The organism is Gilliamella sp. Pas-s27, from assembly GCF_009795865.1.
Lineage (GTDB): Bacteria > Pseudomonadota > Gammaproteobacteria > Enterobacterales > Orbaceae > Gilliamella.
Window position 1 is genome coordinate 91,851 of sequence record NZ_WTEW01000005.1, and the last position, 23,031, is coordinate 114,881.

A 23,031-nucleotide genomic window follows, 5' to 3' on the forward strand; every position below is an offset into this window, starting at 1 on the left:
GTCTAGGCTTTGGCCTAGTATAATCCAGGAGCAATACCAATGGCACTAAATCTTCAAAATAAACAAGAAATTGTTGCTGAAGTTAACGAAATCGCCAAAGGTGCGCTATCTGCAGTTGTTGCGGATTCTCGTGGCGTTACTGTAGAAAAAATGACTGCATTACGTAAATCTGCTCGTGAAGCTGGTGTTTATATGCGTGTTGTTCGTAATACGCTATTACGCCGTGTTGTTGAGGGTACTCAATACGAGTGTTTAAAAGATACGTTTGTTGGTCCAACTCTAATTGCATTTTCAAATGAGCACCCAGGTGCTGCAGCGCGTATTTTTAAAGCGTTTGCTAAAGAAAATGATAAATTTGAGATTAAAGCCGCAGCCTTTGAAGGTGAGTTGATTACTGCAGCGAACATTGATCGCTTAGCAACATTACCTACATATGAAGAAGCATTAGCTCGCTTGATGTCAACCATGAAAGAAGCCGCAGCTGGCAAATTGGTTCGTACTCTTGCAGCGGTTCGCGATCAAAAAGAAGCTGCTTAATTGGCAGTTTGATTGTGAATTTTATTAATTAGAAAATGTAAATTTGGGAAACTATATTATGTCTATCACTAAAGAACAAATTTTAGATGCAGTTGCTGAAATGTCTGTTATGGACATTGTTGAACTTGTATCAATGATGGAAGAAAAATTCGGTGTTTCTGCAGCAGCAGCTGTTGCAGTTGCAGCAGCAGGTCCAGCTGAAGCAGCAGAAGAAAAATCTGAATTTGATGTAATCTTAAAAGATGTTGGTGCTAATAAAGTAGCTGTTATCAAAGCAGTTCGTGGCGCAACAGGTCTTGGTCTTAAAGAAGCGAAAGATCTTGTTGAATCAGCTCCAGCGACAGTTAAAGAAGGCGTTAGTAAAGCTGATGCTGAAGAACTTAAAAAAGCGCTTGAAGAATCAGGTGCGGTTGTTGAACTTAAATAAGTTTATCGACAACACAGCAAATGGCTGGGGGTTTTATACCTCCAGCCTTTTTGCGCTATAATAAGTTAAAGAATTTTATTTGAAGATTATCAATAAAAAGTAATAAAGAAATAGTATATTTATTAAGCCTAATCAATTGATATTTATAGATATTTTCGATGAGGTGTCAGGTGTTATCAGTTATCGATAGTATCCCTGATGAATATTAATCATGCTAAAATAGCAGATAAGCAAGTTGAGGAACTAATGGTTTACTCTTATACCGAGAAAAAACGAATTCGTAAGAATTTTGGTAAACGTCCACAAGTTTTGGATATACCGTATCTTCTTTCTATTCAACTTGATTCGTTCCAGAAATTTATTGAGCAAGATCCAGAAGGTCAATATGGTTTAGAAGCCGCTTTTCGTTCAATATTTCCAATAAAAAGTTATAGTGGTAACGCTGAGTTACAATACGTGAGCTTTAAAATGGGCGAACCTGTGTTTGATGTTAAAGAATGTCAAATTAGAGGGATCACTTACTCAGCACCATTGCGCGTAAAATTACGTTTAGTTATTTATGATAAAGATGCACCAGAAGGAACAGTAAAAGATATTAAAGAACAAGACGTCTATATGGGCGAAATTCCTTTAATGACAGATAATGGTACATTCGTAATTAATGGTACTGAGCGCGTTATTGTTTCACAGTTACATCGTAGCCCTGGTGTGTTCTTTGATAGTGATAAAGGTAAAACGCACTCTTCTGGGAAAGTTTTATATAATGCTCGGATTATTCCTTATCGTGGCTCTTGGCTTGATTTTGAATTTGATCCTAAAGATAATCTTTTTGCTCGAATTGACCGCCGTCGTAAGCTTCCTGCAACAATTATTTTACGTGCTCTAGGTTATGAAACTGAAGAGATTTTAGATATTTTCTTTGAAAAAACTAATTTCGAAATTGGCAAATCTAAATTAAAAATGGATCTTGTCCCTGAGCGTTTACGTGGTGATACAGCATTATTTGATATTGAATCAAAAGGTAAAATATATGCTGAAAAAGGCCGTCGTATTACAGCTCGTCATATTCGTGAATTAGAAAAAGATAAAGTTAGTAAAATTGATGTACCTGTTGAATATATTGTTAACAAAGTTCTTGCTAAAAATTATATTAACGAAGAAACAGGTGAAGTGATTGCTTTTGCCAATACACCAATCTCATTAGAACTATTGGTTGAATTATCTAACGCTGGATATAAAAAAATAGAGACATTATTCACTAATGATTTAGATCATGGTGCATTTATTTCTGAAACATTGAATGTTGATTCAACGCGAGATCGATTAGGTGCATTGGTTGAAATTTATCGAATGATGCGTCCTGGTGAGCCACCAACAAAAGAAGCGGCTGAAGCATTATTTGATAACTTATTCTTCTCTGATGAACGTTATGATTTATCGGCAGTTGGTCGAATGAAGTTTAATCGTTCTTTAGGTCGTGATGATATTGAAGGCGAAAGCGTCTTAACTAAAGATGATATCGTTGACGTAATGAAGAAATTAATTGCTATTCGTAATGGTCACGGTGAAGTCGACGATATTGATCACTTAGGTAATCGTCGTATCCGTAGCGTTGGTGAAATGGCAGAGAACCAATTCCGTATTGGTTTAGTTCGTGTTGAACGTGCAGTGAAAGAGCGTTTATCTTTAGGTGACCTTGATTCACTCATGCCACAAGATATGATTAATGCGAAACCAATTTCGGCTGCGATTCGTGAATTCTTTGGTTCAAGCCAGTTATCGCAATTTATGGATCAAAACAATCCATTATCTGAAATTACGCATAAACGTCGTATTTCTGCATTAGGTCCGGGTGGTTTAACACGTGAACGAGCTGGATTTGAAGTTCGTGACGTACATCCAACTCATTATGGACGTGTTTGTCCAATTGAAACACCGGAAGGTCCGAACATCGGTTTGATAAACTCATTAGCGGTTTATGCTCGTACTAATGAGTATGGATTTTTAGAAACGCCATATCGTCGAGTTATTGACGGTGTTGTTACTGATGAAATTAATTATTTATCAGCTATTGATGAAAGTGAATTTGTCATTGCACAGGCTAACTCAAATCTTGATGAGAATGGTCGTTTTAAAGAAGATTTAGTAACTTGTCGTTTAAGTGGTGAGTCTGGCTTATATAGTCCTGAACAAATCCATTATATGGACGTATCAACGCAACAAATTGTATCTGTTGGTGCTTCATTAATTCCATTCTTAGAGCACGATGATGCGAACCGTGCTTTAATGGGTGCGAACATGCAACGTCAAGCAGTGCCAACGCTAAAAGCCGAAAAACCATTTGTTGGTACAGGTATGGAGCGAGCGGTAGCGGTTGACTCAGGTGTTACTGCAGTTGCGCGTCGTGGAGGTACAGTACAATATGTTGATGCATCACGTATTGTGGTTAATGTTAATGCTGATGAAATATATGCAGGCGAAACTGGGATAGATATTTATAATTTAACTAAATATACCCGTTCTAACCAAAATACATGTATCAATCAAATTCCGTGTGTGGAATTAGGCGAAAAAGTTGAGCGTGGTGATGTGCTTGCTGATGGTCCATCAACCGATTTAGGTGAATTAGCATTAGGTCAAAATATGCGCGTGGCATTTATGCCATGGAATGGTTATAACTTTGAGGATTCTATTTTAGTTTCTGAAAAAGTGGTACAAGATGACCGTTTCACTTCGATTCATATTCAAGAGCTATCTTGTATTTCTCGAGATACTAAATTAGGTGCAGAAGAAATTACTGCGGATATTCCAAATGTGGGCGAAGCAGCACTTTCTAAGCTTGATGAATCAGGTATTGTTTATATTGGTGCTGAAGTTCAAGGCGGTGATATTTTAGTTGGTAAAGTAACACCTAAAGGTGAAACTCAACTAACACCAGAAGAAAAATTACTTCGTGCTATTTTTGGTGAAAAAGCATCTGATGTTAAAGATACTTCATTGCGTGTACCAAATGGTGTTTCGGGTACAGTTATTGATGTCCAAGTCTTTACTCGAGATGGTGTACAAAAAGATAAACGTGCACTAGAAATCGAAGAGATGCAGCTTAAACAAGCGCGAAAAGACTTAACAGAAGAACTAAAAATCTTAGAAGCAGCTTTATTTGCTCGTATCCGTGATGTATTAATTTCAGGCGGAATTAAAGCAGATAAATTAGATGCATTACCTCGTGAAAAATGGTTAACAATCGGTATTGCAAACGAAGACAAACAAGCTCAACTAGAGCAACTTGCTGAGCAATACGACGAAATTAAAGCCGAGTTTAACAAAAAACTAGAAGCTAAGCGCATGAAGATCACTCAAGGTGATGATTTACAACCTGGTGTACTCAAAATTGTGAAAGTTTATTTAGCTGTTAAACGTCAAATTCAGCCTGGTGATAAAATGGCTGGTCGTCATGGTAACAAAGGGGTTATTTCTAAGATTAATCCAATTGAAGATATGCCATATGATGACAAAGGTCGCCCAGTTGATATCGTATTAAATCCGCTAGGTGTTCCTTCTCGTATGAATATTGGACAGATCCTAGAAACTCACTTAGGTATGGCAGCAAAAGGAATCGGTCAAAAGATCGATACGATGCTAAAAGAACAGCAAGAGCTAGCAAAATTACGTGAATTCATTCAAAAAGCGTATGATCTTGGTTTAGGGGCTGCTCAAAAAGTGAATGTGGCTGAATTTACAGATCAAGAAGTCATGAATTTAGCTCAAAACTTGCGTAATGGTATGCCACTTGCTACTCCAGTATTTGATGGCGCTAAAGAGCAAGAAATTAAATCACTACTTGAACTTGGTGATCTACCAACATCTGGGCAAATTACCCTATATGACGGTCGTACAGGTGAACAATTTGAACGTCCAGTTACAGTAGGTTACATGTACATGCTTAAATTGAATCACTTAGTTGACGATAAAATGCATGCTCGTTCTACTGGTTCATATAGTTTGGTGACTCAACAACCATTGGGTGGTAAAGCTCAATTTGGTGGTCAACGTTTCGGTGAAATGGAAGTGTGGGCACTTGAAGCATATGGTGCTGCTTATACCTTACAAGAAATGTTAACGGTTAAATCAGATGATGTGAATGGCCGTACTAAAATGTATAAAAATATTGTAGATGGTGATCATCGTATGGAACCTGCGATTCCGGAATCCTTTAATGTATTGTTAAAAGAGATTCGTTCGCTAGGTATCAATATTGAGTTAGATGAAGAGTAATTTTTGCTAACTTAAATGATTTCTATTTATAGGGATAACTTATTAGCAATAATAAGTTATCTAATTGGTTTAACTCCATAGGAGTCAATTGTGAAAGACTTACTAAAGTTTCTAAAAGCACAAACAAAAACAGAAGATTTTGATGCCATCAAGATAGGTCTTGCCTCTCCTGATATGATTCGCTCATGGTCTTTTGGTGAAGTTAAAAAACCTGAAACAATCAACTACCGTACTTTCAAACCAGAACGAGATGGATTGTTTTGTGCGCGTATTTTTGGACCCGTAAAAGATTACGAATGTTTATGTGGAAAATATAAACGTTTAAAACACCGTGGTGTGATCTGTGAAAAATGTGGTGTTGAAGTAACTCAAGCTAAAGTCCGCCGAGAACGTATGGGACACATTGAACTTGCGTCACCAACAGCACATATCTGGTTTTTAAAATCATTACCGTCTCGTATTGGTTTATTACTTGATATGCCTCTTCGTGATATTGAACGAGTCCTTTATTTTGAATCATTTATGGTTCTTGATGGAGGCATGACAAATCTTGAACGAGGTCAGATCTTAACTGAAGAGCAATATTTAGACGCACTAGAAGAGTTTGGTGACGAATTTGATGCTCGCATGGGCGCAGAAGCTATTCAAGAGTTATTACGAAATATTGATGTTCAAGCGGAATGTGAAGCTTTACGTGATGAATTATCAACGACTAATTCAGAAACTAAACGCAAAAAGTTAACTAAACGTATCAAAATTATTGAAGCATTTATTCAGTCTGAAAATAAACCTGAGTGGATGATTCTAAATGTATTACCGGTTCTGCCACCAGATTTACGTCCATTAGTTCCACTTGATGGCGGGCGTTTTGCAACATCAGATCTTAATGACCTTTATCGTCGAGTGATTAACCGTAATAACCGTTTAAAACGTTTATTAGACTTAGCTGCACCAGATATCATTGTACGTAATGAAAAACGAATGTTACAAGAATCTGTTGATGCATTACTAGATAATGGTCGTCGTGGACGAGCTATTACTGGTTCAAACAAACGTCCATTAAAATCACTTGCCGATATGATCAAAGGTAAGCAAGGTCGTTTCCGTCAAAACCTATTAGGTAAACGTGTTGATTATTCTGGCCGTTCAGTTATTACTGTAGGTCCATACTTGCACTTGCATCAGTGTGGTTTACCTAAAAAAATGGCATTAGAATTATTCAAACCATTTATTTATGGCAAATTAGAGCGCCGAGGCTTCGCTACTACAATTAAAGCAGCGAAAAAAATGGTTGAGCGTGAGGATGCAGTTGTTTGGGATATCTTAGATGAAGTTATTCGTGAACACCCAGTATTACTAAACCGTGCACCAACATTACATAGATTAGGTATTCAAGCATTTGAACCGATTCTAATTGAAGGTAAAGCAATTCAATTGCACCCATTAGTTTGTGCGGCCTTTAACGCCGACTTCGATGGTGACCAAATGGCGGTTCACGTTCCATTAACGTTAGAAGCTCAACTAGAAGCACGTGCGTTAATGATGTCGACTAATAACATCCTTTCACCTGCGAGTGGTGAGCCTATTATTGTTCCTTCACAGGACGTAGTTTTGGGCCTTTACTATATGACTCGTGATAAAGTCAATGCAAAAGGTGAAGGCATGGTATTAACAGGCCCTAAAGAAGCAGAAAAACTGTATCGTTTAGGCCTAGTTGAACTACACGCTAAGGTTAAAGTTCGTATTACTGAAAGCCATCATAATAATGTGGGTGAGTGGGAAGAAACCACTTCAGTTATTGATACAACAATTGGACGCGCAATTTTATGGTTAATCATGCCTAAAGGTATGAGTTTTTCTGTTATCAATCAACCGCTTGGTAAAAAAGCGATCTCTAAGATTTTAAATATCTGCTATCGCCAATTAGGTATGAAAGAAACGGTAATTTTAGCCGACCAAATTATGTATACTGGATTTGCATACGCTGCTCGTTCAGGTGTGTCAGTTGGTATTGATGATATGGAAATCCCTGCGAAGAAAATACAAATCATCAATGAAGCTGAAATTGAAGTTGCTGAAATTCAAGAGCAATTCCAATCAGGTCTGGTGACCGCTGGTGAACGTTATAATAAAGTTATCGATATCTGGGCAGCAGCTAATGAACGTGTTGCTAAAGCGATGATGGATAACTTATCAACAGAAAAAGTGATTAATCGTGACGGTGAAGAAGAAGTACAATCTTCTTTCAACAGTATTTACATGATGGCTGACTCAGGTGCTCGTGGTTCGGCAGCTCAGATTCGTCAGTTAGCTGGTATGCGTGGTTTGATGGCAAAACCTGATGGCTCGATTATCGAAACACCAATTACAGCAAACTTCCGTGAAGGACTAAACGTACTACAGTACTTTATCTCTACCCATGGTGCACGTAAAGGTCTTGCTGATACAGCATTAAAAACAGCAAACTCTGGTTACTTAACCCGTCGTTTAGTTGATGTTGCGCAAGATTTAGTGGTTATAGAAGATGATTGTGGCACCTTAGAAGGTGTTGTCATGACACCTGTTATTGAAGGTGGTGATGTTAAAGAACCACTACGTGAACGCGTTTTAGGTCGAGTAACTGCTGAAGATGTATTAAAACCAGGTAGTGCGGATATCTTAATTCCACGTAATACACTACTTGATGAACACTACTGTGACTTACTTGAAGCGGAATCAGTCGATAGTGTCAAAGTTCGTTCGGTTGTATCATGTGATACTGACTTTGGTGTTTGTGCGAAATGTTACGGTCGTGATCTTGCACGTGGTCACTTGGTTAATAAAGGTGAAGCAATCGGTGTTATCGCCGCTCAATCAATTGGTGAGCCAGGTACACAGTTAACCATGCGTACGTTCCATATCGGTGGTGCGGCATCTCGAGCAGCGGCTGAATCAAGTGTTCAAGTTAAAAACAAAGGTAGTATTAAATTAAGTAATGCTAAATTTGTGACTAACCCAGATAAAAAATTGGTTATCACCTCTCGTAATGCTGAGTTAACGATTATCGATGAGCTTGGTCGAATGAAAGAAACTTATAAAGTTCCTTATGGTTCGATTTTAAGTAAAGGTGATGGCGTAGCTGTTGACGCTGGTGAAACAATTGCTAACTGGGATCCGCATACTATGCCAGTTATCTCAGAAGCAAAAGGTTTTGTCCGTTTTGTTGATATGATCGATGGTCAAACTATTACACGTCAAACTGATGAATTAACTGGTTTATCATCTATCGTGATTTTAGATGTGGCTGAGCGCACAGGTGTAGGTAAAGATTTACGTCCTGCAATCAAACTTGTTGATGCTAAAGGGAACGATATTTTCCTTACGGGTACAGAAATGCTTGCACAATATTTCTTACCAGGTAAAGCATTAGTACAGTTAGAAGATGGTGCTGAGATTAATATCGGTGACACACTTGCTCGTATTCCACAAGCATCTGTTGGTACTAAAGATATTACTGGTGGTTTACCGCGTGTTGCTGACTTATTTGAAGCACGTAAACCGAAAGAATCAGCTATCTTGGCTGAAATTGACGGTATTATTTCATTTGGTAAAGAGACCAAAGGAAAACGTCGCTTAATTATTACTCCATTAGATGGCAGTGAACCATATGAAGAGATGATTCCAAAATGGCGTCAACTTAACGTATTTGAAGGTGAACAAGTTGGACGTGGTGATGTAATTTCTGATGGACCTGAATCAGCACATGACATTTTACGTTTACGTGGCGTCAATGCAGTAACACGTTACATTGTTAACGAAGTTCAAGAAGTTTATCGTCTACAAGGTGTAAAAATCAATGATAAACACATTGAAGTTATTGTTCGTCAAATGTTACGTAAAGCAACGGTTATTCATCCGGGTGGTTCTCGTCTACTTGAAGGTGAGCAACTTGAAGTTTCACGCTTGAAGATTATCAACCGTGAACTTGAAGCACAAGGTAAAGAGCCAATTGTTTATTTGCATGACTTACTAGGTATTACTAAAGCCTCGTTAACAACTGAATCGTTTATTTCTGCGGCTTCGTTCCAAGAAACAACTCGCGTCTTAACCGAAGCAGCGGTAGCAGGCAAAAATGACGAATTACGTGGCTTAAAAGAAAACGTGATTGTTGGTCGATTAATTCCGGCGGGTACGGGTTATGCTTATCATAAAGAGCGTTTGCGTAAACGTGCGATGCCATCAACAGATGATATCCAACCAACGATTTCAGCAGAAGAAGCAACCGCTAACTTAGCTGAGTTACTTAACTCTGCTGAAGAAAATCAATAACCTCTGAGGTTTAATTAACAAATAGCACGCATAGCGTGCTATTTTTTTATATGATGCTTAATAAACATAAAAGGAGTTTTATATGTATATTGTCATGAATCGTTTTAAAGTAAAACGAGGTAGCGAAGATACTTTTATTGAAATATGGCGTAATCGTGATAGCCATTTAAAAGAAATGAAAGGATTTAGTCGTTTTTATTTTTTGCAAGGTAAAACAGAAGAAAATTACACCTTATTTTCTTCATTTGCCGAATGGGAATCTAAGGCTGATTTTGAAGCTTGGGTAAATTCAGATAACTTCAAACATACTCATCGTAATACTAAGAATCGACCGAATAACAGCGATATCTATTTTGAGCCAGCACAGCTAGAGTGTTTTGATGTTATACTATAATAAATAAGGTATTGAACTTGATCGAAAAGCAAAAAAGCTAATTTATCTATTTATCATTTACTTAGTCATTCCAACGACGTTTTGTGAGCAATAATAAATTGATTTGGACACGAATATAGTAATAACAAAAGAGTCTAAAATCTAATAGTAAGATTTGAGTTTTATATAGAAATAATTGATTTTATTTAAAATAAACACGAGAAAAACTTTAATAAAATCAACGCTTTTCCTGACTGATTTCTAGTTAATAAAATATAGTCAAGCACAAGTGTGTAAAGGTTTTTATATTCCTTGACAGAGACATTTCCTCTTGCTTAAACTGTTTGTAAAATAAACAGCAATGTGAGGCATACTGATGAAAACCAAATCGTTATTAATCATTGTAGTGTTAGTTGTTGTTGGAGCGTTTATCTATTTTACAAGTTACAATGGCATCCAAACTAAGGATGAAAACGTGGCAGCCTCATGGTCTGAAGTGCTTAATCAATACAAACGTCGGGCTGATTTAGTCCCGAATTTAGTCAATACCGTAAAAGGTTACACCACACACGAAAAAGAAGTTTTAACCCAAGTAACTGAAGCGAGAGCAAAAGTCGGAACGATTCAGATTAATGCTGATCAGTTAACCGACCCTACTTTATTCTTAAAATTCCAACAAGCACAATCAGAATTGAGTACAGCATTAAGTCGCTTAATCGCAGTAAGTGAAAATTATCCAGAACTGAAAGCCAACACCCTTTATCAAGATTTAATGAGTCAGCTTGAGGGTAGTGAAAATCGTATTACTGTTGCTCGTGGACGATATATTGAAGCGGTACAAACATTTAATATCTATATCCGTAAGTTACCGACTAAATGGGTTGCTGATAGTCTAGGGAAACAACCAAAACAGCAATTTACGGTTGATGATGAAAAGCAAATATCTAATCCACCGGTAGTGAATTTTGGCTAATTATTATCGTGAAAAAATATTTCCTATGTAGCGTATTATTTATAGTCAGTTGGTTCAGTTATGGGCTGACTGACATTCCCCAATTTTCTCATCGTGTCATCGATACCACTAGAACATTAAGCGAATCACAAAAAAAGGCATTAGAAGCAGGCCTAATCGACTTTGAACAACCAAGGTCAGATGGTGCACAAATAGCCGTGTTAATGATCGATAAACTCGATAATGAAACCGTAGAGCAATATGCGGATAGAGTCTTTATCCAATGGAAAATCGGCAAAAAAGGGCAAGATAATGGTATCTTATTACTGATTGTAAAAGATGATAAACGGATGCGCATTGAAGTAGGTTATGGTCTTGAAGGCACTATTACCGATTTAGTTGCCAGCCATATTATTCGAGAACAATTAGTGCCACAATTTCAACAAAATAACTATTATCAAGGTATTGATAATGCATTATTGGTGCTGAAACAGAAAATTGATAATCCTAACCTAAAAGTGACTGATGATCAGGAGCAAAATCTCAATACATTATTGGCGGGAGACTTTGGTTTCAAGCTAATTAACTATGGACTCGTGTCATTTTTTATCTGTTTCTTATTAATCAGTTTATTTATCACTAGAGTCAGTGTTAAACGAAGTATAGGCACAGGTTTACTCAATGGTCTGTCTATTGGAGGGTTCACCTTATGGCAAGGCTATCCGATACATATCGCATTACCCCTATTATTTTTGGCTTTCGTTGTCAGTACGATTATGAGCGGTATTTTAACTGCTAGAGGTGGTAGCGGTGGTGATAATAATCGCCGTGGTGGTGGTTTTGGTGGGTCGGGTGGTGGATTCGGTGGTAGATCAGGAGGCTTTGGTGGTGGTGGTGGTCGCAGTGGAGGCGGTGGTGCATCTGGTAGTTGGTAATTCAATGAATTCCCCTCAAAGCATCCAATTAAATATCAATGGCTAAAAATTAGTCAGAAAAGATTTTGATTTTATTAATGTTTTTTTGTGTTTTTAATGTATGTAGAAGGGTAAGCAGATTTCCCCTGTCAATCTTAAACTAGGCGCGTTTTTTAGTGGAAAATAACTTTAGCTGTAGTAGCTCAAATTTAAAATGACAGAAGGTGAAATTAGCTATTTAGCAATTCACATTGGCGTGGCATTAGAACGTAATTATAACGAAGGTCATGAAAGGTATGCTCAAATTTTATTAGTTAGTGAACTGGGTAATTCTACTCTAAGAATGATTGAGTCAAAAATTAAGCGAGATTTTCCTCATATTCAGATTAACCGTGTTCTTTCTTATAGAGAGTATGAGCAGCTTTTAGATATTGAAGAAGATTTTGTCGTATCAACAGTTCGTTTAACAGAAAAAAATAAACAAATAGTTAAAATTGCACCATTTCCCACACTTTATCAACTTGAACAGTTGGGAAGGCTTGCAATGATTGATCGAACTATGCCTTATATTATTGAGCGATTTTTTGATGAAAAATTTTTTCTTATTATCGATAAACCTATTACACAAAAAAGCCTTTTAAAAAAGGCGTGCCAACGACTTGAACAATCAGGTTATGTCGATGAAAATTTTTATCCTTCGGTGATTGAACGCGAAGCAATTGTTTCAACATTATTAGGTGAAAATATCGCTATTCCTCATACTGTTGGCCTATTAGCAAAAAAAACAATGGTAACAACGATTTTGGTGCCACAAGGTATTGCATGGAATAGAAATGAAATTGCACATGTTATTTTTTTGTTAGCAATTAGCAAAGATGAATATGAAGATGCTATGAGAATCTATAATTTATTTGTTAATTTTGTTAAGGAAAGAGCGACTAAACGTTTGTTAAATAGTAAAAATTTTGATGACTTTAGGGCCATTGTTAAAGATAGTTTTGGGCGATTATCATAGTATGTTTATAGGCCATAAAAATGTATGGTCTAAATTAAACTGTTTTACAATAATAAAATTACATAAATTTAAAATATATTAAGGTAATGCCAATATTTAAATTAAATTATATTATGATCTAGCATTGACGAAAACCTTATTTAAAGGTAATATGCGCGCCTTATGTATTGTGTTCTTTTTAAGAGACATAAGAATAACTTTAAGGTAGAATGCATATTCTATGCAAAATAAATTGCCATTAACAATTGACCCAATTAAGGCAGCACAAAAAAAGCTTGATTATGTTGGATATTATCCAATGCAAAGTGCGACAAGGGTTGAACGTCCAAAAAGTGATATTGAGTGTAGCTTATCTTTTTATTATGATGAGCAAAGGCTCTGTGTTATTGCAATTGATGCAAAAATCACGTTAGAGCAGATATGCCAACGTTGTTTTAAACCTTTTGTCACAGAAGTTCATGTGATGAATAAATTTAGTCCTGTTAAGAGCGATGCTCAAGCAGAGACACTACCGGAACATTATGAACCTGTTCTTATGAACGAGTTTGGTGAAGTAGATATATTAGCGTTACTTGAGGACGAAATTATTCTCTCGTTACCAATTGCGCCGGTACATGATAGTAAACACTGCGAAGTGTCAGAGGCTGATATGGTATTTGGTGATATTCCACTTGAAAATGAAAAACCAAATCCATTTGCAATTTTAGTTAGTTTAAAGAATAAGGGGTAATCCATGGCTGTTCAACAGAATCGTAAAACTCGTGCAAAACGTGGTATGCGTCGTTCTCATGATGCGTTGACCGTTGCTAATATTTCAGTTGATGAATCAGGTAAAACACATTTACGTCATCACGTAACCGCTGATGGTTATTATCGTGGTCGTAAAGTAATTTCTAAATAATTACTCTAAAATTAGAAATTATTAGGTGACATTTTGGATAGTCTAACCATTGCGTTAGATGCTATGAGCGGGGACTTAGGTCCTCGTGTTGTTGTTCCTGCTGCAATACAAGCACTAAATTGTTATCCAAACCTTTCTATTTTTCTGGTGGGCGATCCAACAGAAATTGGTCTTTTTTTGTCAAAAGAAAATACAAAGCTTATTTCTCAATATCAAAAAAATGAGCGCTTAATTTTGATCGAATCAACGTCCGTTATTACTAATGATATGAAGCCTTCTTATGCAATTCGTCATAGTCAAGGATCATCAATGAGAATAGCACTTGAACTGGTTAAAGATAACAATGTTCAAGCTTGCGTCAGTGCTGGTAATACCGGTGCACTAATGGGGCTTTCTAAATTACTTTTACACTCTTTAACTGGTATTGATCGTCCAGCTTTAGTTGCTACTATTCCAGCCTTAAATAATCAAAATACAGTTGTGTTGGATTTAGGCGCTAATGCTGAATGCGATAGTGATATGCTTGTGCAATTTGCCATAATGGGGCAAATTTTAGCTAAGACTGTGCTTAAAATTGAACATCCTCGGGTTGCATTGCTTAATATTGGTGAAGAAGATATTAAAGGATTGGATAAAATACGTGCGGCTGCTTCTATTTTAAAGTCAAATGATCAAATTAATTATATTGGCTATTTAGAAGGTAATGAACTTCTAACTGGTAAAACGGACGTATTAGTTTGTGATGGTTTTGTTGGTAATGTGACGTTAAAAACAGTAGAAGGATTAGTTAAAATTTTTATGTCTTCATTTAAGTCATCCTTTGGTCATAATTCATTATTAATGAAGATATTGAGTAAGTGGTTACAAAAAAAGGTGTCAAAAAATTTTGGTTATTTAGATCCCGGACGATATAATGGAGCTTGTTTGCTTGGACTTAAAAGTATTGTGATTAAAAGTCACGGTAGTGCCAATCAAAAATCATTTTTTGCAGCAATCGAACAAGCTATTTTAGCTATACAAACCAATATACCTGAGAAGATTGCAACGCGCCTTTCTTCTGCACTACCCAAGAGCGAATGATTAGATGTATACAAAGATATTAGGAACAGGGAGTTATCTTCCAAAACAGATAAGAACTAATGCTGATCTAGAAAAGATGGTTGATACCAACGATGAATGGATCACAACTCGTACTGGCATTAAAGAAAGACGCATCGCCGCTCCTGATGAAACTGTAACGAGTATGGCTTATCAAGCAGCGATTAATGCTATTAAGATGGCTGATATCGATAAGAATGATATTGGTATGATTATTGTTGCAACAGCGACTTCAGTTAATGCTTTTCCAAGCAGTGCAACAGAGTTACAAGCTAAATTAGCAATAGGTGATGTTATCGCATTTGATGTGTCTGCTGCTTGTTCGGGATTTGTTTATGCGCTAGATATTGCTGATAAATATGTTAAGAGCGGCGCGATTAAATATGCTTTGGTTGTTGGTTCTGATATGTTAACACGTGGTGTTGACCCAAATGATCGAGGAACCATTATTATTTTTGGTGATGGTGCTGGAGCTGTTGTTGTTGGTGCTTCAGAAGAACCTGGTATTATCGCTTCACATCTTCATGCCGATGGTCGTTATGGTGACTTATTAAAATATCCATATGTTGATCGTCGCGATATGCATGATCCTGTTTATATGACCATGCATGGTAATGAAGTATTTAAGATTGCGGTTAAAGAGCTTTCAAATTTAGTTGATGAACTTTTAACTGAAAATGCGTTTAACAAAGCGGATTTAGATTGGCTAGTACCGCATCAAGCTAATTTAAGAATTATTTCTGCAACTGCAAAGCGTCTAGATATGGATATGAGCAAAGTAATTGTTACATTAGATAAACAGGGTAACACTTCAGCAGCTTCTGTTCCGTGTGCCTTAGATACAGGTGTGCGAGATGGGCGAATTCAACGAGGTCATCTAATTTTATTAGAGGCTTTTGGTGGTGGATTTGTTTGGGGATCTGCTCTAATTAGATTTTAAGTTATGCTTTATTTTTTATAATCAAGGATTTAATAATGACCAAATTTGCAATGGTATTTCCAGGACAAGGCTCACAAGCTGTCGGTATGTTAAAAGAACTTGCCGATGATTTTCCGATTGTGAAATCAACATTTGATGAAGCCTCTGAAGTACTCGGTTATAATTTGTGGGATTTAGTACAAGAAGGTTCTGCAGAAGAATTAAATAAAACTTGGCAAACACAACCTGCATTGCTTGCTTCATCCGTTGCGATATTTAGGGTATGGCAAAGTGTTAATGGTGCTCAACCAGATTTTATGGCTGGGCATAGTTTAGGTGAGTATTCTGCATTAGTTTGTGCAGGTGTGATTGATTTTAAAGATGCCATTAAATTAGTTGAGTTACGTGGTAAATTAATGCAAGAAGCGGTACCAAGTGGTACGGGTGCTATGTATGCTATCATTGGACTTGATAATGATTCAATTCGTAATGCATGTGAGCGAGCCGCTCAAGGTCAAGTTGTTGCACCAGTTAATTTTAATTCACCTGGACAAGTCGTTATTGCTGGTAATAAAGAGGCAGTTGAACGTGCCGGTGTATTATGTAAAGAAGCTGGCGCAAAGCGAGCATTACCTCTTGCTGTTAGTGTACCTTCTCATTGTGCATTAATGAAACCTGCTGCAGATAAATTAGCCATTACATTAAATAATGTTGAATTCAGTGCACCAAAGTTTGCTGTTATCAATAATGTTGATGTAAAAGTTGAAACATCTGCAGAAAAAATTAAAGCGGCATTAATCGCTCAACTTTATAGCCCTGTGCGTTGGACTGAAACTGTAGAATATATGGCAAAACAAGATATAACGCTTTTAGTTGAAATGGGACCAGGTAAAGTATTAACGGGCTTAACTAAACGTATTGTTGATACACTTTCTGGTATTGCAGTTAATGATAAAGCATCACTAGAAGCAGCATTAGAAAATACAAAGTAAAAAGAAAGAGGTTGTTATGAATCTATCAGGGAAAATTGCTTTAGTTACTGGTGCAAGTCGTGGTATTGGTAAAGCTATTGCGGAAAAACTTGTCTCTTGTGGGGCAACTGTTATTGGTACAGCAACCACAGACAGAGGCGCAGAGGCTATTAGCCAATATTTGGGCTCAAATGGTAAAGGTTTAACTTTAAATGTAACTGATGAAGCATCGATTGAATCTGTGATTAATACAATAAAAACGGAATTTGGCGATATTGATATTCTTGTCAATAATGCAGGTATTACCCGTGATAATTTATTAATGCGAATGAAAGAAGATGAATGGCAAGATATTTTAGATACCAACTTAACGTCTGTTTTCCGTTTATCTAAAGCATTAATGCGCACAATGATGAAAAAACGTTATGGAAGAATTGTGACTATTGGGTCTGTAGTGGGTACAATGGGAAATGCTGGACAAGCTAATTATGCAGCAGCTAAAGCAGGATTAATTGGATTTAGTAAATCATTAGCACGTGAAGTTGCGTCACGTGGCATTACCGTTAACGTGGTTGCACCAGGTTTTATTGCAACGGATATGACTGATGCGCTAACTGATGAGCAAAAGGCTCTAACTTTATCTCAAGTTCCTGCTGGTCGTTTAGGGGAACCTACAGAAATTGCTAATGCCGTTGCCTTTTTGGTTTCCGATGAAGCATCTTACATTACTGGCGAAACTTTACATGTCAATGGTGGCATGTATATGGTGTAATTGGCTAGAATAGTGTAGAATAGGTCAATATTTTAGGTTTTTGAGTAAAAAATAAGCAGTTGGGTTGAAAAATGATTGGCATCTTTTTCAACATTTTATAAACTTACATTCACCGTCAATTTTGGCGATTTTTATAGGAAAAAAAAGAGTATGAGCACTATTGAAGAGCGAGTTAAGAAAATTATTGTTGAGCAACTTGGTGTGAAAGAGGAAGAAGTTAAAAATGAATCTTCTTTTATCGAAGATCTTGGCGCTGACTCTCTTGATACAGTTGAATTAGTTATGGCTTTAGAAGAAGAATTTGATACTGAAATTCCTGATGAAGAAGCTGAAAAAATTACAACTGTTCAATCAGCAATTGATTATATTACTGCAAATCAATAAGGTTAGCAGAGTTTTTATGATAGGCGGTCAAATGATCGCCTAGTTCGTATTTATATATTAAATTTTAAAATTAGCTTAAGTGCGAATGATAATAAAACTCGAAATTAGCATTTCATTGATTCAAATTTCATTTCAATCCTTTCCTGGAGGACAATGTGTCTAAACGCAGAGTTGTTGTTACTGGAATGGGCATGATATCTCCTGTAGGTAATACAGTTGAATCCACTTGGCAGGCTTTACTAGCTGGACAAAGTGGTGTTGAACTCATAGAACACTTTGATACAGCCCCTTTCGCAACGCGCTTCGCCGCAATGGTTAAAAACTTTAATGGTGAAGATTATAATATTTCACGTAAAGATGCTCGTAAAATGGATTACTTTATCCAATATGGTATTGCTGCGGGTATGCAAGCAATGCAAGATGCTGGCATTGAGATTACCGAAGAAAATGCAGAACGAATTGGTTGTGCTATAGGTTCTGGTATCGGTGGACTTGGGTTAATAGAAGAAAACCATAGTGCATTAGTTAATAGCGGACCACGTAAAATTAGTCCTTTTTTTGTGCCGTCAACTATTGTTAATATGATTGCTGGTCACTTATCTATTATTTATGGATTAAAAGGACCTAGTATCACTATTGCAACAGCATGTTCTTCTGGTGTGCATAATATCGGTCACGCGGCACGCATGATTGCTTATGGTGATGCTGATGCAATGTTAGCTGGTGGGGGCGAAAAGGCAAGTACTCCACTAGGTATTGGTGGTTTTGGTGCTGCGCGTGCTTTATCAACTAACAATGATAACCCTAAAGCAGCTAGTCGACCATGGGACAAAAATCGCGATGGTTTTGTTCTTGGTGATGGTGCAGGAATTATGTTTTTAGAAGAGTATGAGCATGCTAAAAAACGTGGTGCTAAAATTTATGCTGAAATTGTCGGTTTCGGTATGAGTGGTGATGCTTATCATATGACTTCACCGCCTGAAAATGGTAGTGGTGCTGCATTAGCAATGAAATGTGCAATTCGTGATGCAGGAATTACGCCGGAACAAGTGGGTTATATTAATGCTCATGGTACATCAACGCCTGCTGGCGATAAAGCTGAAACTCAAGCGGTAAAGAGTATTTTCAAAGAAAATGCCAATAAAGTGATGGTAAGCTCAACTAAATCTATGATTGGTCACTTACTTGGAGCAGCTGGCGCTGTTGAGTCAATTTTTACTGTCCTAGCATTGCGTGATCAAGCTGTACCACCAACGATTAATTTAGATAATCCTGATGAGGGATGTGATTTAGATTATGTACCTCATACTGCTCGTCAAGTTCAAAACTTAGAATATGCACTTTGCAACTCATTTGGTTTCGGTGGAACTAATGGTTCGGTATTATTTAAAAAAATCTAAGTTTTTGTTATCCGTCGATAATGTTTTATCGGCGGTATATCTTTGATATAGGCGTTTTCATTTATCAAAATAATAATGGATCCTTCCATTGTTTTTTTATCCAATTAGTGTTTGCCATTAAAGAGATAAGAATATTCCTACTGCCTATGTTATAATCTCGTATAATTTTTTAAGCGTAATCATTTCTGGTAATTATGGCGGAACCAAAATTTATTCATCTTCATTTGCATAGTGATTTCTCAATGATCGATGGAATTGCTAAAGTAGGTGCATTAATAAATGAAGTGAGCAAGTTGCAGATGCCAGCATTTGCAATCACCGATTTTACCAATCTTTGTGGACTGGTTAAGTTTTATGGCTCAGCAATGTCAAAAGGCATTAAACCTATCATTGGTGCAGATCTCGCTATTAGAAGTTCTCAATTGCCTGATGATATTTACCGTCTAACTCTATTAGCTGCTAATAATCAGGGATATCAAAATCTTACTTTATTGATTTCTAAAGCCTATCAGCGAGGATATCTTGGAGATTTGCCTGTAGTTGATAATGAGTGGTTAATTGAGCATCGAGAAGGCTTAATTGTGTTAGCGGGGCGAGATAGTGATATTGGTATCGGTATTATTCGCAATAATCAAACTATTATTGATGATGCTATTCATTTTTACCTTCAAAATTTTAATGAGTACTTTTATTTCGAGTTAGTACGTACTAATCGAGTAAATGAAGAGTTGTTTATTCATCGTGCTATAAAACTGGCTGAACAATATTTATTACCGGTTGTTGCAACTAATGACGTTCGATTTTTAAAGTCTTCTGATTTTGAAGCTCATGAAATTCGAGTTGCAATTCACGATGGGAATACTCTTGAGGATCCATCACGGCCTAAGAATTACTCAGCAGATCAATATTTACGTTCTGAGCAGGAAATGTGTGAGCTATTTTCTGATATTCCTGAAGCGCTTGAAAATAGTGTTGAAATAGCAAAACGTTGTAATGTGTCTATACGGTTAGGTGAGTATTTTTTGCCTAAATTTCCGACTGGAGATATGACTACTGAAGACTTTTTAGTGTATAAATCGCGTCAAGGATTAGAAGAAAGGTTAGAGTTTTTATTTCCAGATTCTGAAATCAGAAAACAAAGAAGGTCAAAATATGATGAGCGTTTAGAAACGGAATTGACTGTTATTAACCAAATGGGTTTTCCCGGTTATTTTCTCATCGTAATGGAATTTATTCAATGGTCTAAAGATAATGATATTCCTGTTGGGCCTGGGCGGGGGTCTGGAGCCGGTTCCCTCGTTGCGTATGCATTAAAAATTACCGATTTAGATCCTCTAGCATTTGATTTACTTTTTGAACGTTTTTTAAACCCTGAACGTGTTTCAATGCCTGATTTTGACGTCGATTTTTGTATGGAAAAACGCGATCTGGTTATTGATCATGTTGCCGATATGTATGGACGAGATGCAGTATCTCAAATTATTACTTTTGGAACTATGGCTGCCAAAGCGGTAATACGCGATGTTGGTCGAGTCCTTGGGCATCCTTATGGGTTTGTTGATCGTATTGCGAAATTAATACCATTAGATCCAGGTATGACTCTAGCTAAAGCTTTTGAAATCGAACCTCAACTTCAAGAGTTATATGATAATAATGAAGAAATTAAATCATTAATTGACGTAGCTCGACAATTAGAAGGTGTAACCCGAAATGCTGGTAAGCATGCAGGGGGAGTTGTAATTTCACCAACTAAAATTACTGATTTTTCACCGATTTATTGCGATCCAGAAGGGCATCATCCAGTTACTCAATTTGATAAAAATGATGTTGAATATGCAGGGCTTGTTAAGTTTGACTTTTTAGGGTTAAGAACATTAACCATTATTGATTGGGCAATCAAAATGATTAATGAGCGCCAGCTACGAGAAAGTAAAGAAAAAGTCGATATAACTCGAATTCCTTTAGATGATGAAAAGTCTTTTGAATTATTATTAAAAGCCGAAACTACAGCAGTGTTTCAGCTTGAATCTCGAGGAATGAAAGACTTAATAAGACGTTTAAAGCCCGACTGTTTTGAGGATATGATCGCTTTAGTGGCTTTATTTCGTCCTGGACCATTACAATCAGGTATGGTTGATAATTTTATTGACCGAAAGCATGGTCGCGAAGAGGTTTCTTACCCTGATATTAAATATCAACATGAATCATTAAAACCTATTTTAGAGCCAACTTACGGCATTATTTTATACCAAGAACAGGTTATGCAAATTGCACAAACCCTATCGGGTTATACACTGGGTGGCGCTGATTTACTACGTCGAGCTATGGGGAAGAAAAAGCCTGAAGAGATGGCAAAACAACGTTCTGTTTTTAAAGAAGGTGCAGAAAAACAAGGCATTGATGGCGAACTTTCGATGCGAATATTTGATTTGGTTGAAAAATTTGCTGGATATGGTTTTAATAAATCTCATTCAGCAGCTTACGCGCTTGTTTCTTACCAGACTTTATGGTTAAAAACTCATTTCCCTGCAGAATTTATGGCTGCTGTTATGACTGCCGATATGGATAATACTGATAAAATTGTTGGTTTAGTTGATGAATGCTTAAGGATGGGATTAAAAGTTAATCCTCCTGATATCAATAGTGGCCTTTATCACTTCCATGTAAATGATAAAGGTGAGATCGTTTACGGGATTGGTGCAATAAAAGGTGTTGGTGAAGGACCTATCGAGGCGATTGTTGAAGCTCGTAATAGTGGTGGTTATTTCAAAAATATTTTCGAACTTTGTGCTCGAACAGACATGAAGAAAATTAATCGTCGAGTTCTTGAAAAACTGACTATGGCTGGAGCTTTTGATAAACTAGGCCCTCATCGAGCGGCAATTTTACATAGTATTAATGATGCAATGCAAGCGGCGGATCAATATGCTAGAGCTCAAAATATTGGTCAAGAAGATATGTTTGGTGTTTTGGCTGAAGAACCCGAACAAGTTGAACATGCTTATGCTGCGGTTCCTGAATTACCTGAGCAGGTTTTGCTTGATGGTGAACGTGAAGCTTTAGGGCTTTATTTAACTGGGCATCCTGTAACTCAATATTTAAAAGAATTAAATCGTTATACAGGTGGATTACGAATAAGTGAGGCTTCTCCTACTGGATGGGGAAAATTGGCAACCTTTGCGGGCATTGTTGTAGATGCAAGAATAAGAATTACCAAAAAAGGTAATAAAATTGGTTTATTTACTTTAGATGATCGTTCTGGTCGTATTGATGGCATGTTGTTTTCGGATGCCTTAGATAAATTTGGACATTTATTAGTAAAAGATAAAATTCTTATTGCTTCAGGTCAAGTTAGCAATGATGATTTTAATGGCGGATTTAAAATGTCTGTACGAGATCTTGTTGATTTGAAAGATGCTCGAGCTAAATATGTAAAAGGATTATCCATTACTTTAACTGAGAATGAAACTAATCAAGCAATATTACAGCGATTACAACAATTATTTGAGCCTTATAAAAATGGATGTGTGCCGATTCATTTATATTATCACCGCGATGATTTAGTTGTTAGAATACAATTTGGTACAACATGGAGAATTATCCCAGAAGATTCTTTAATTGTTGAATTAAAAACATTACTTGGTCTCGATCGTATCGAATTTGAGTTTGAATAAATAAAGCTTCATTTTAATAAATGTAGATAACTAGATTTTGGAAAAGTTGCAGTCTATTAATATAAATATAGGTGACTTTAATGAGTATTACATAGTAGAATTGGCTTAATT

17 protein-coding genes are annotated in these 23,031 nt (G+C 36.7%); all 17 read left to right on the top strand.

Translation table 11 applies throughout. The annotated features are described in order from the left end of the window. Positions 1 to 39: 39 nt before the first annotated feature. The 17 genes from rplJ (at position 40) to dnaE (ending at position 22,920) form a co-directional block, all read left to right on the top strand. Positions 40 to 537, top strand: a complete 498-nt coding sequence (rplJ, locus tag GQ589_RS03455; RefSeq protein ID WP_025316516.1) for a 50S ribosomal protein L10 — start codon at positions 40 to 42, stop codon at positions 535 to 537. A 58-nt stretch (positions 538 to 595) separates the two neighbouring features. Beyond that, complete coding sequence (gene rplL, locus GQ589_RS03460; protein WP_160424615.1) at positions 596 to 964, top strand: 50S ribosomal protein L7/L12; 369 nt, start codon at positions 596 to 598, stop codon at positions 962 to 964. 246 nt (positions 965 to 1,210) lie between these two features. Then, complete coding sequence (rpoB, locus tag GQ589_RS03465; protein ID WP_160401022.1) at positions 1,211 to 5,239, top strand: DNA-directed RNA polymerase subunit beta; 4,029 nt, start codon at positions 1,211 to 1,213, stop codon at positions 5,237 to 5,239. Between the two features lie 90 nt (positions 5,240 to 5,329). Further along, positions 5,330 to 9,547 (top strand): DNA-directed RNA polymerase subunit beta', encoded by a 4,218-nt coding sequence (gene rpoC / locus GQ589_RS03470; protein ID WP_160424616.1) that lies wholly within the window; start codon positions 5,330 to 5,332, stop codon positions 9,545 to 9,547. Positions 9,548 to 9,629: 82 nt separating this feature from the next. After that, a complete protein-coding gene (locus tag GQ589_RS03475) occupies positions 9,630 to 9,941 on the top strand; it encodes an antibiotic biosynthesis monooxygenase (RefSeq protein WP_160400995.1) in 312 nt (103 codons plus the stop codon). 355 nt (positions 9,942 to 10,296) lie between these two features. Next, positions 10,297 to 10,893 carry a LemA family protein gene (locus GQ589_RS03480; RefSeq protein WP_160424618.1) on the top strand — a complete coding sequence of 199 codons (597 nt, stop codon included), beginning with the start codon at positions 10,297 to 10,299 and terminating at the stop codon, positions 10,891 to 10,893. A gap of 8 nt (positions 10,894 to 10,901) precedes the next feature. After that, positions 10,902 to 11,807, top strand: a complete 906-nt coding sequence (locus GQ589_RS03485; RefSeq protein WP_160424620.1) for a TPM domain-containing protein — start codon at positions 10,902 to 10,904, stop codon at positions 11,805 to 11,807. Positions 11,808 to 12,000: 193 nt separating this feature from the next. After that, positions 12,001 to 12,801 carry a PTS sugar transporter subunit IIA gene (locus GQ589_RS03490; protein WP_160424622.1) on the top strand — a complete coding sequence of 267 codons (801 nt, stop codon included), beginning with the start codon at positions 12,001 to 12,003 and terminating at the stop codon, positions 12,799 to 12,801. 220 nt (positions 12,802 to 13,021) lie between these two features. Continuing rightward, the gene (gene yceD, locus GQ589_RS03495) at positions 13,022 to 13,531 is read left to right on the top strand and encodes a 23S rRNA accumulation protein YceD (protein WP_160401007.1); all 510 of its coding nucleotides are present in this window, start codon (positions 13,022 to 13,024) and stop codon (positions 13,529 to 13,531) included. 3 nt (positions 13,532 to 13,534) lie between these two features. Further along, positions 13,535 to 13,702 (top strand): 50S ribosomal protein L32, encoded by a 168-nt coding sequence (rpmF, locus tag GQ589_RS03500; protein WP_025316508.1) that lies wholly within the window; start codon positions 13,535 to 13,537, stop codon positions 13,700 to 13,702. Positions 13,703 to 13,735: 33 nt separating this feature from the next. Further along, on the top strand, positions 13,736 to 14,782 hold the full coding sequence (plsX, locus tag GQ589_RS03505) for a phosphate acyltransferase PlsX (protein WP_160401008.1): 1,047 nt from the start codon (positions 13,736 to 13,738) through the stop codon (positions 14,780 to 14,782). Between the two features lie 4 nt (positions 14,783 to 14,786). Then, positions 14,787 to 15,740, top strand: a complete 954-nt coding sequence (locus GQ589_RS03510; RefSeq protein WP_160424624.1) for a beta-ketoacyl-ACP synthase III — start codon at positions 14,787 to 14,789, stop codon at positions 15,738 to 15,740. 35 nt (positions 15,741 to 15,775) lie between these two features. Next, positions 15,776 to 16,711: an ACP S-malonyltransferase gene (gene fabD, locus GQ589_RS03515; protein WP_160401010.1), complete on the top strand. Its 936-nt coding sequence runs from the start codon at positions 15,776 to 15,778 to the stop codon at positions 16,709 to 16,711. A gap of 16 nt (positions 16,712 to 16,727) precedes the next feature. Beyond that, positions 16,728 to 17,462, top strand: coding sequence for a 3-oxoacyl-ACP reductase FabG (gene fabG / locus GQ589_RS03520; protein ID WP_160424626.1), 735 nt, complete (start codon positions 16,728 to 16,730; stop codon positions 17,460 to 17,462). Between the two features lie 150 nt (positions 17,463 to 17,612). Further along, on the top strand, positions 17,613 to 17,846 hold the full coding sequence (gene acpP, locus GQ589_RS03525) for an acyl carrier protein (protein WP_034910452.1): 234 nt from the start codon (positions 17,613 to 17,615) through the stop codon (positions 17,844 to 17,846). Positions 17,847 to 18,001: 155 nt separating this feature from the next. After that, entirely contained in the window at positions 18,002 to 19,246 is a 1,245-nt protein-coding gene (gene fabF, locus GQ589_RS03530; protein ID WP_160401012.1) for a beta-ketoacyl-ACP synthase II, read from the top strand. 194 nt (positions 19,247 to 19,440) lie between these two features. Then, entirely contained in the window at positions 19,441 to 22,920 is a 3,480-nt protein-coding gene (gene dnaE, locus GQ589_RS03535) for a DNA polymerase III subunit alpha (RefSeq protein ID WP_160424628.1), read from the top strand. Positions 22,921 to 23,031 lie beyond the last annotated feature (111 nt).

Excerpts from the sequence above, each read along its gene's own strand:
- rpmF (WP_025316508.1), top strand. The coding sequence starts at position 13,535 with ATGGCTGTTCAACAGAATCGTAAAACTCGTGCAAAACGTGGTATGCGT.
- rpoB (WP_160401022.1), top strand. The coding sequence starts at position 1,211 with ATGGTTTACTCTTATACCGAGAAAAAACGAATTCGTAAGAATTTTGGT.
- GQ589_RS03510 (WP_160424624.1), top strand. The coding sequence starts at position 14,787 with ATGTATACAAAGATATTAGGAACAGGGAGTTATCTTCCAAAACAGATA.
- yceD (WP_160401007.1), top strand. The coding sequence starts at position 13,022 with ATGCAAAATAAATTGCCATTAACAATTGACCCAATTAAGGCAGCACAA.
- fabD (WP_160401010.1), top strand. The coding sequence starts at position 15,776 with ATGACCAAATTTGCAATGGTATTTCCAGGACAAGGCTCACAAGCTGTC.
- rplL (WP_160424615.1), top strand. The coding sequence starts at position 596 with ATGTCTATCACTAAAGAACAAATTTTAGATGCAGTTGCTGAAATGTCT.
- GQ589_RS03475 (WP_160400995.1), top strand. The coding sequence starts at position 9,630 with ATGTATATTGTCATGAATCGTTTTAAAGTAAAACGAGGTAGCGAAGAT.
- fabG (WP_160424626.1), top strand. The coding sequence starts at position 16,728 with ATGAATCTATCAGGGAAAATTGCTTTAGTTACTGGTGCAAGTCGTGGT.
- dnaE (WP_160424628.1), top strand. The coding sequence starts at position 19,441 with ATGGCGGAACCAAAATTTATTCATCTTCATTTGCATAGTGATTTCTCA.
- GQ589_RS03480 (WP_160424618.1), top strand. The coding sequence starts at position 10,297 with ATGAAAACCAAATCGTTATTAATCATTGTAGTGTTAGTTGTTGTTGGA.
- GQ589_RS03490 (WP_160424622.1), top strand. The coding sequence starts at position 12,001 with ATGACAGAAGGTGAAATTAGCTATTTAGCAATTCACATTGGCGTGGCA.
- acpP (WP_034910452.1), top strand. The coding sequence starts at position 17,613 with ATGAGCACTATTGAAGAGCGAGTTAAGAAAATTATTGTTGAGCAACTT.
- rplJ (WP_025316516.1), top strand. The coding sequence starts at position 40 with ATGGCACTAAATCTTCAAAATAAACAAGAAATTGTTGCTGAAGTTAAC.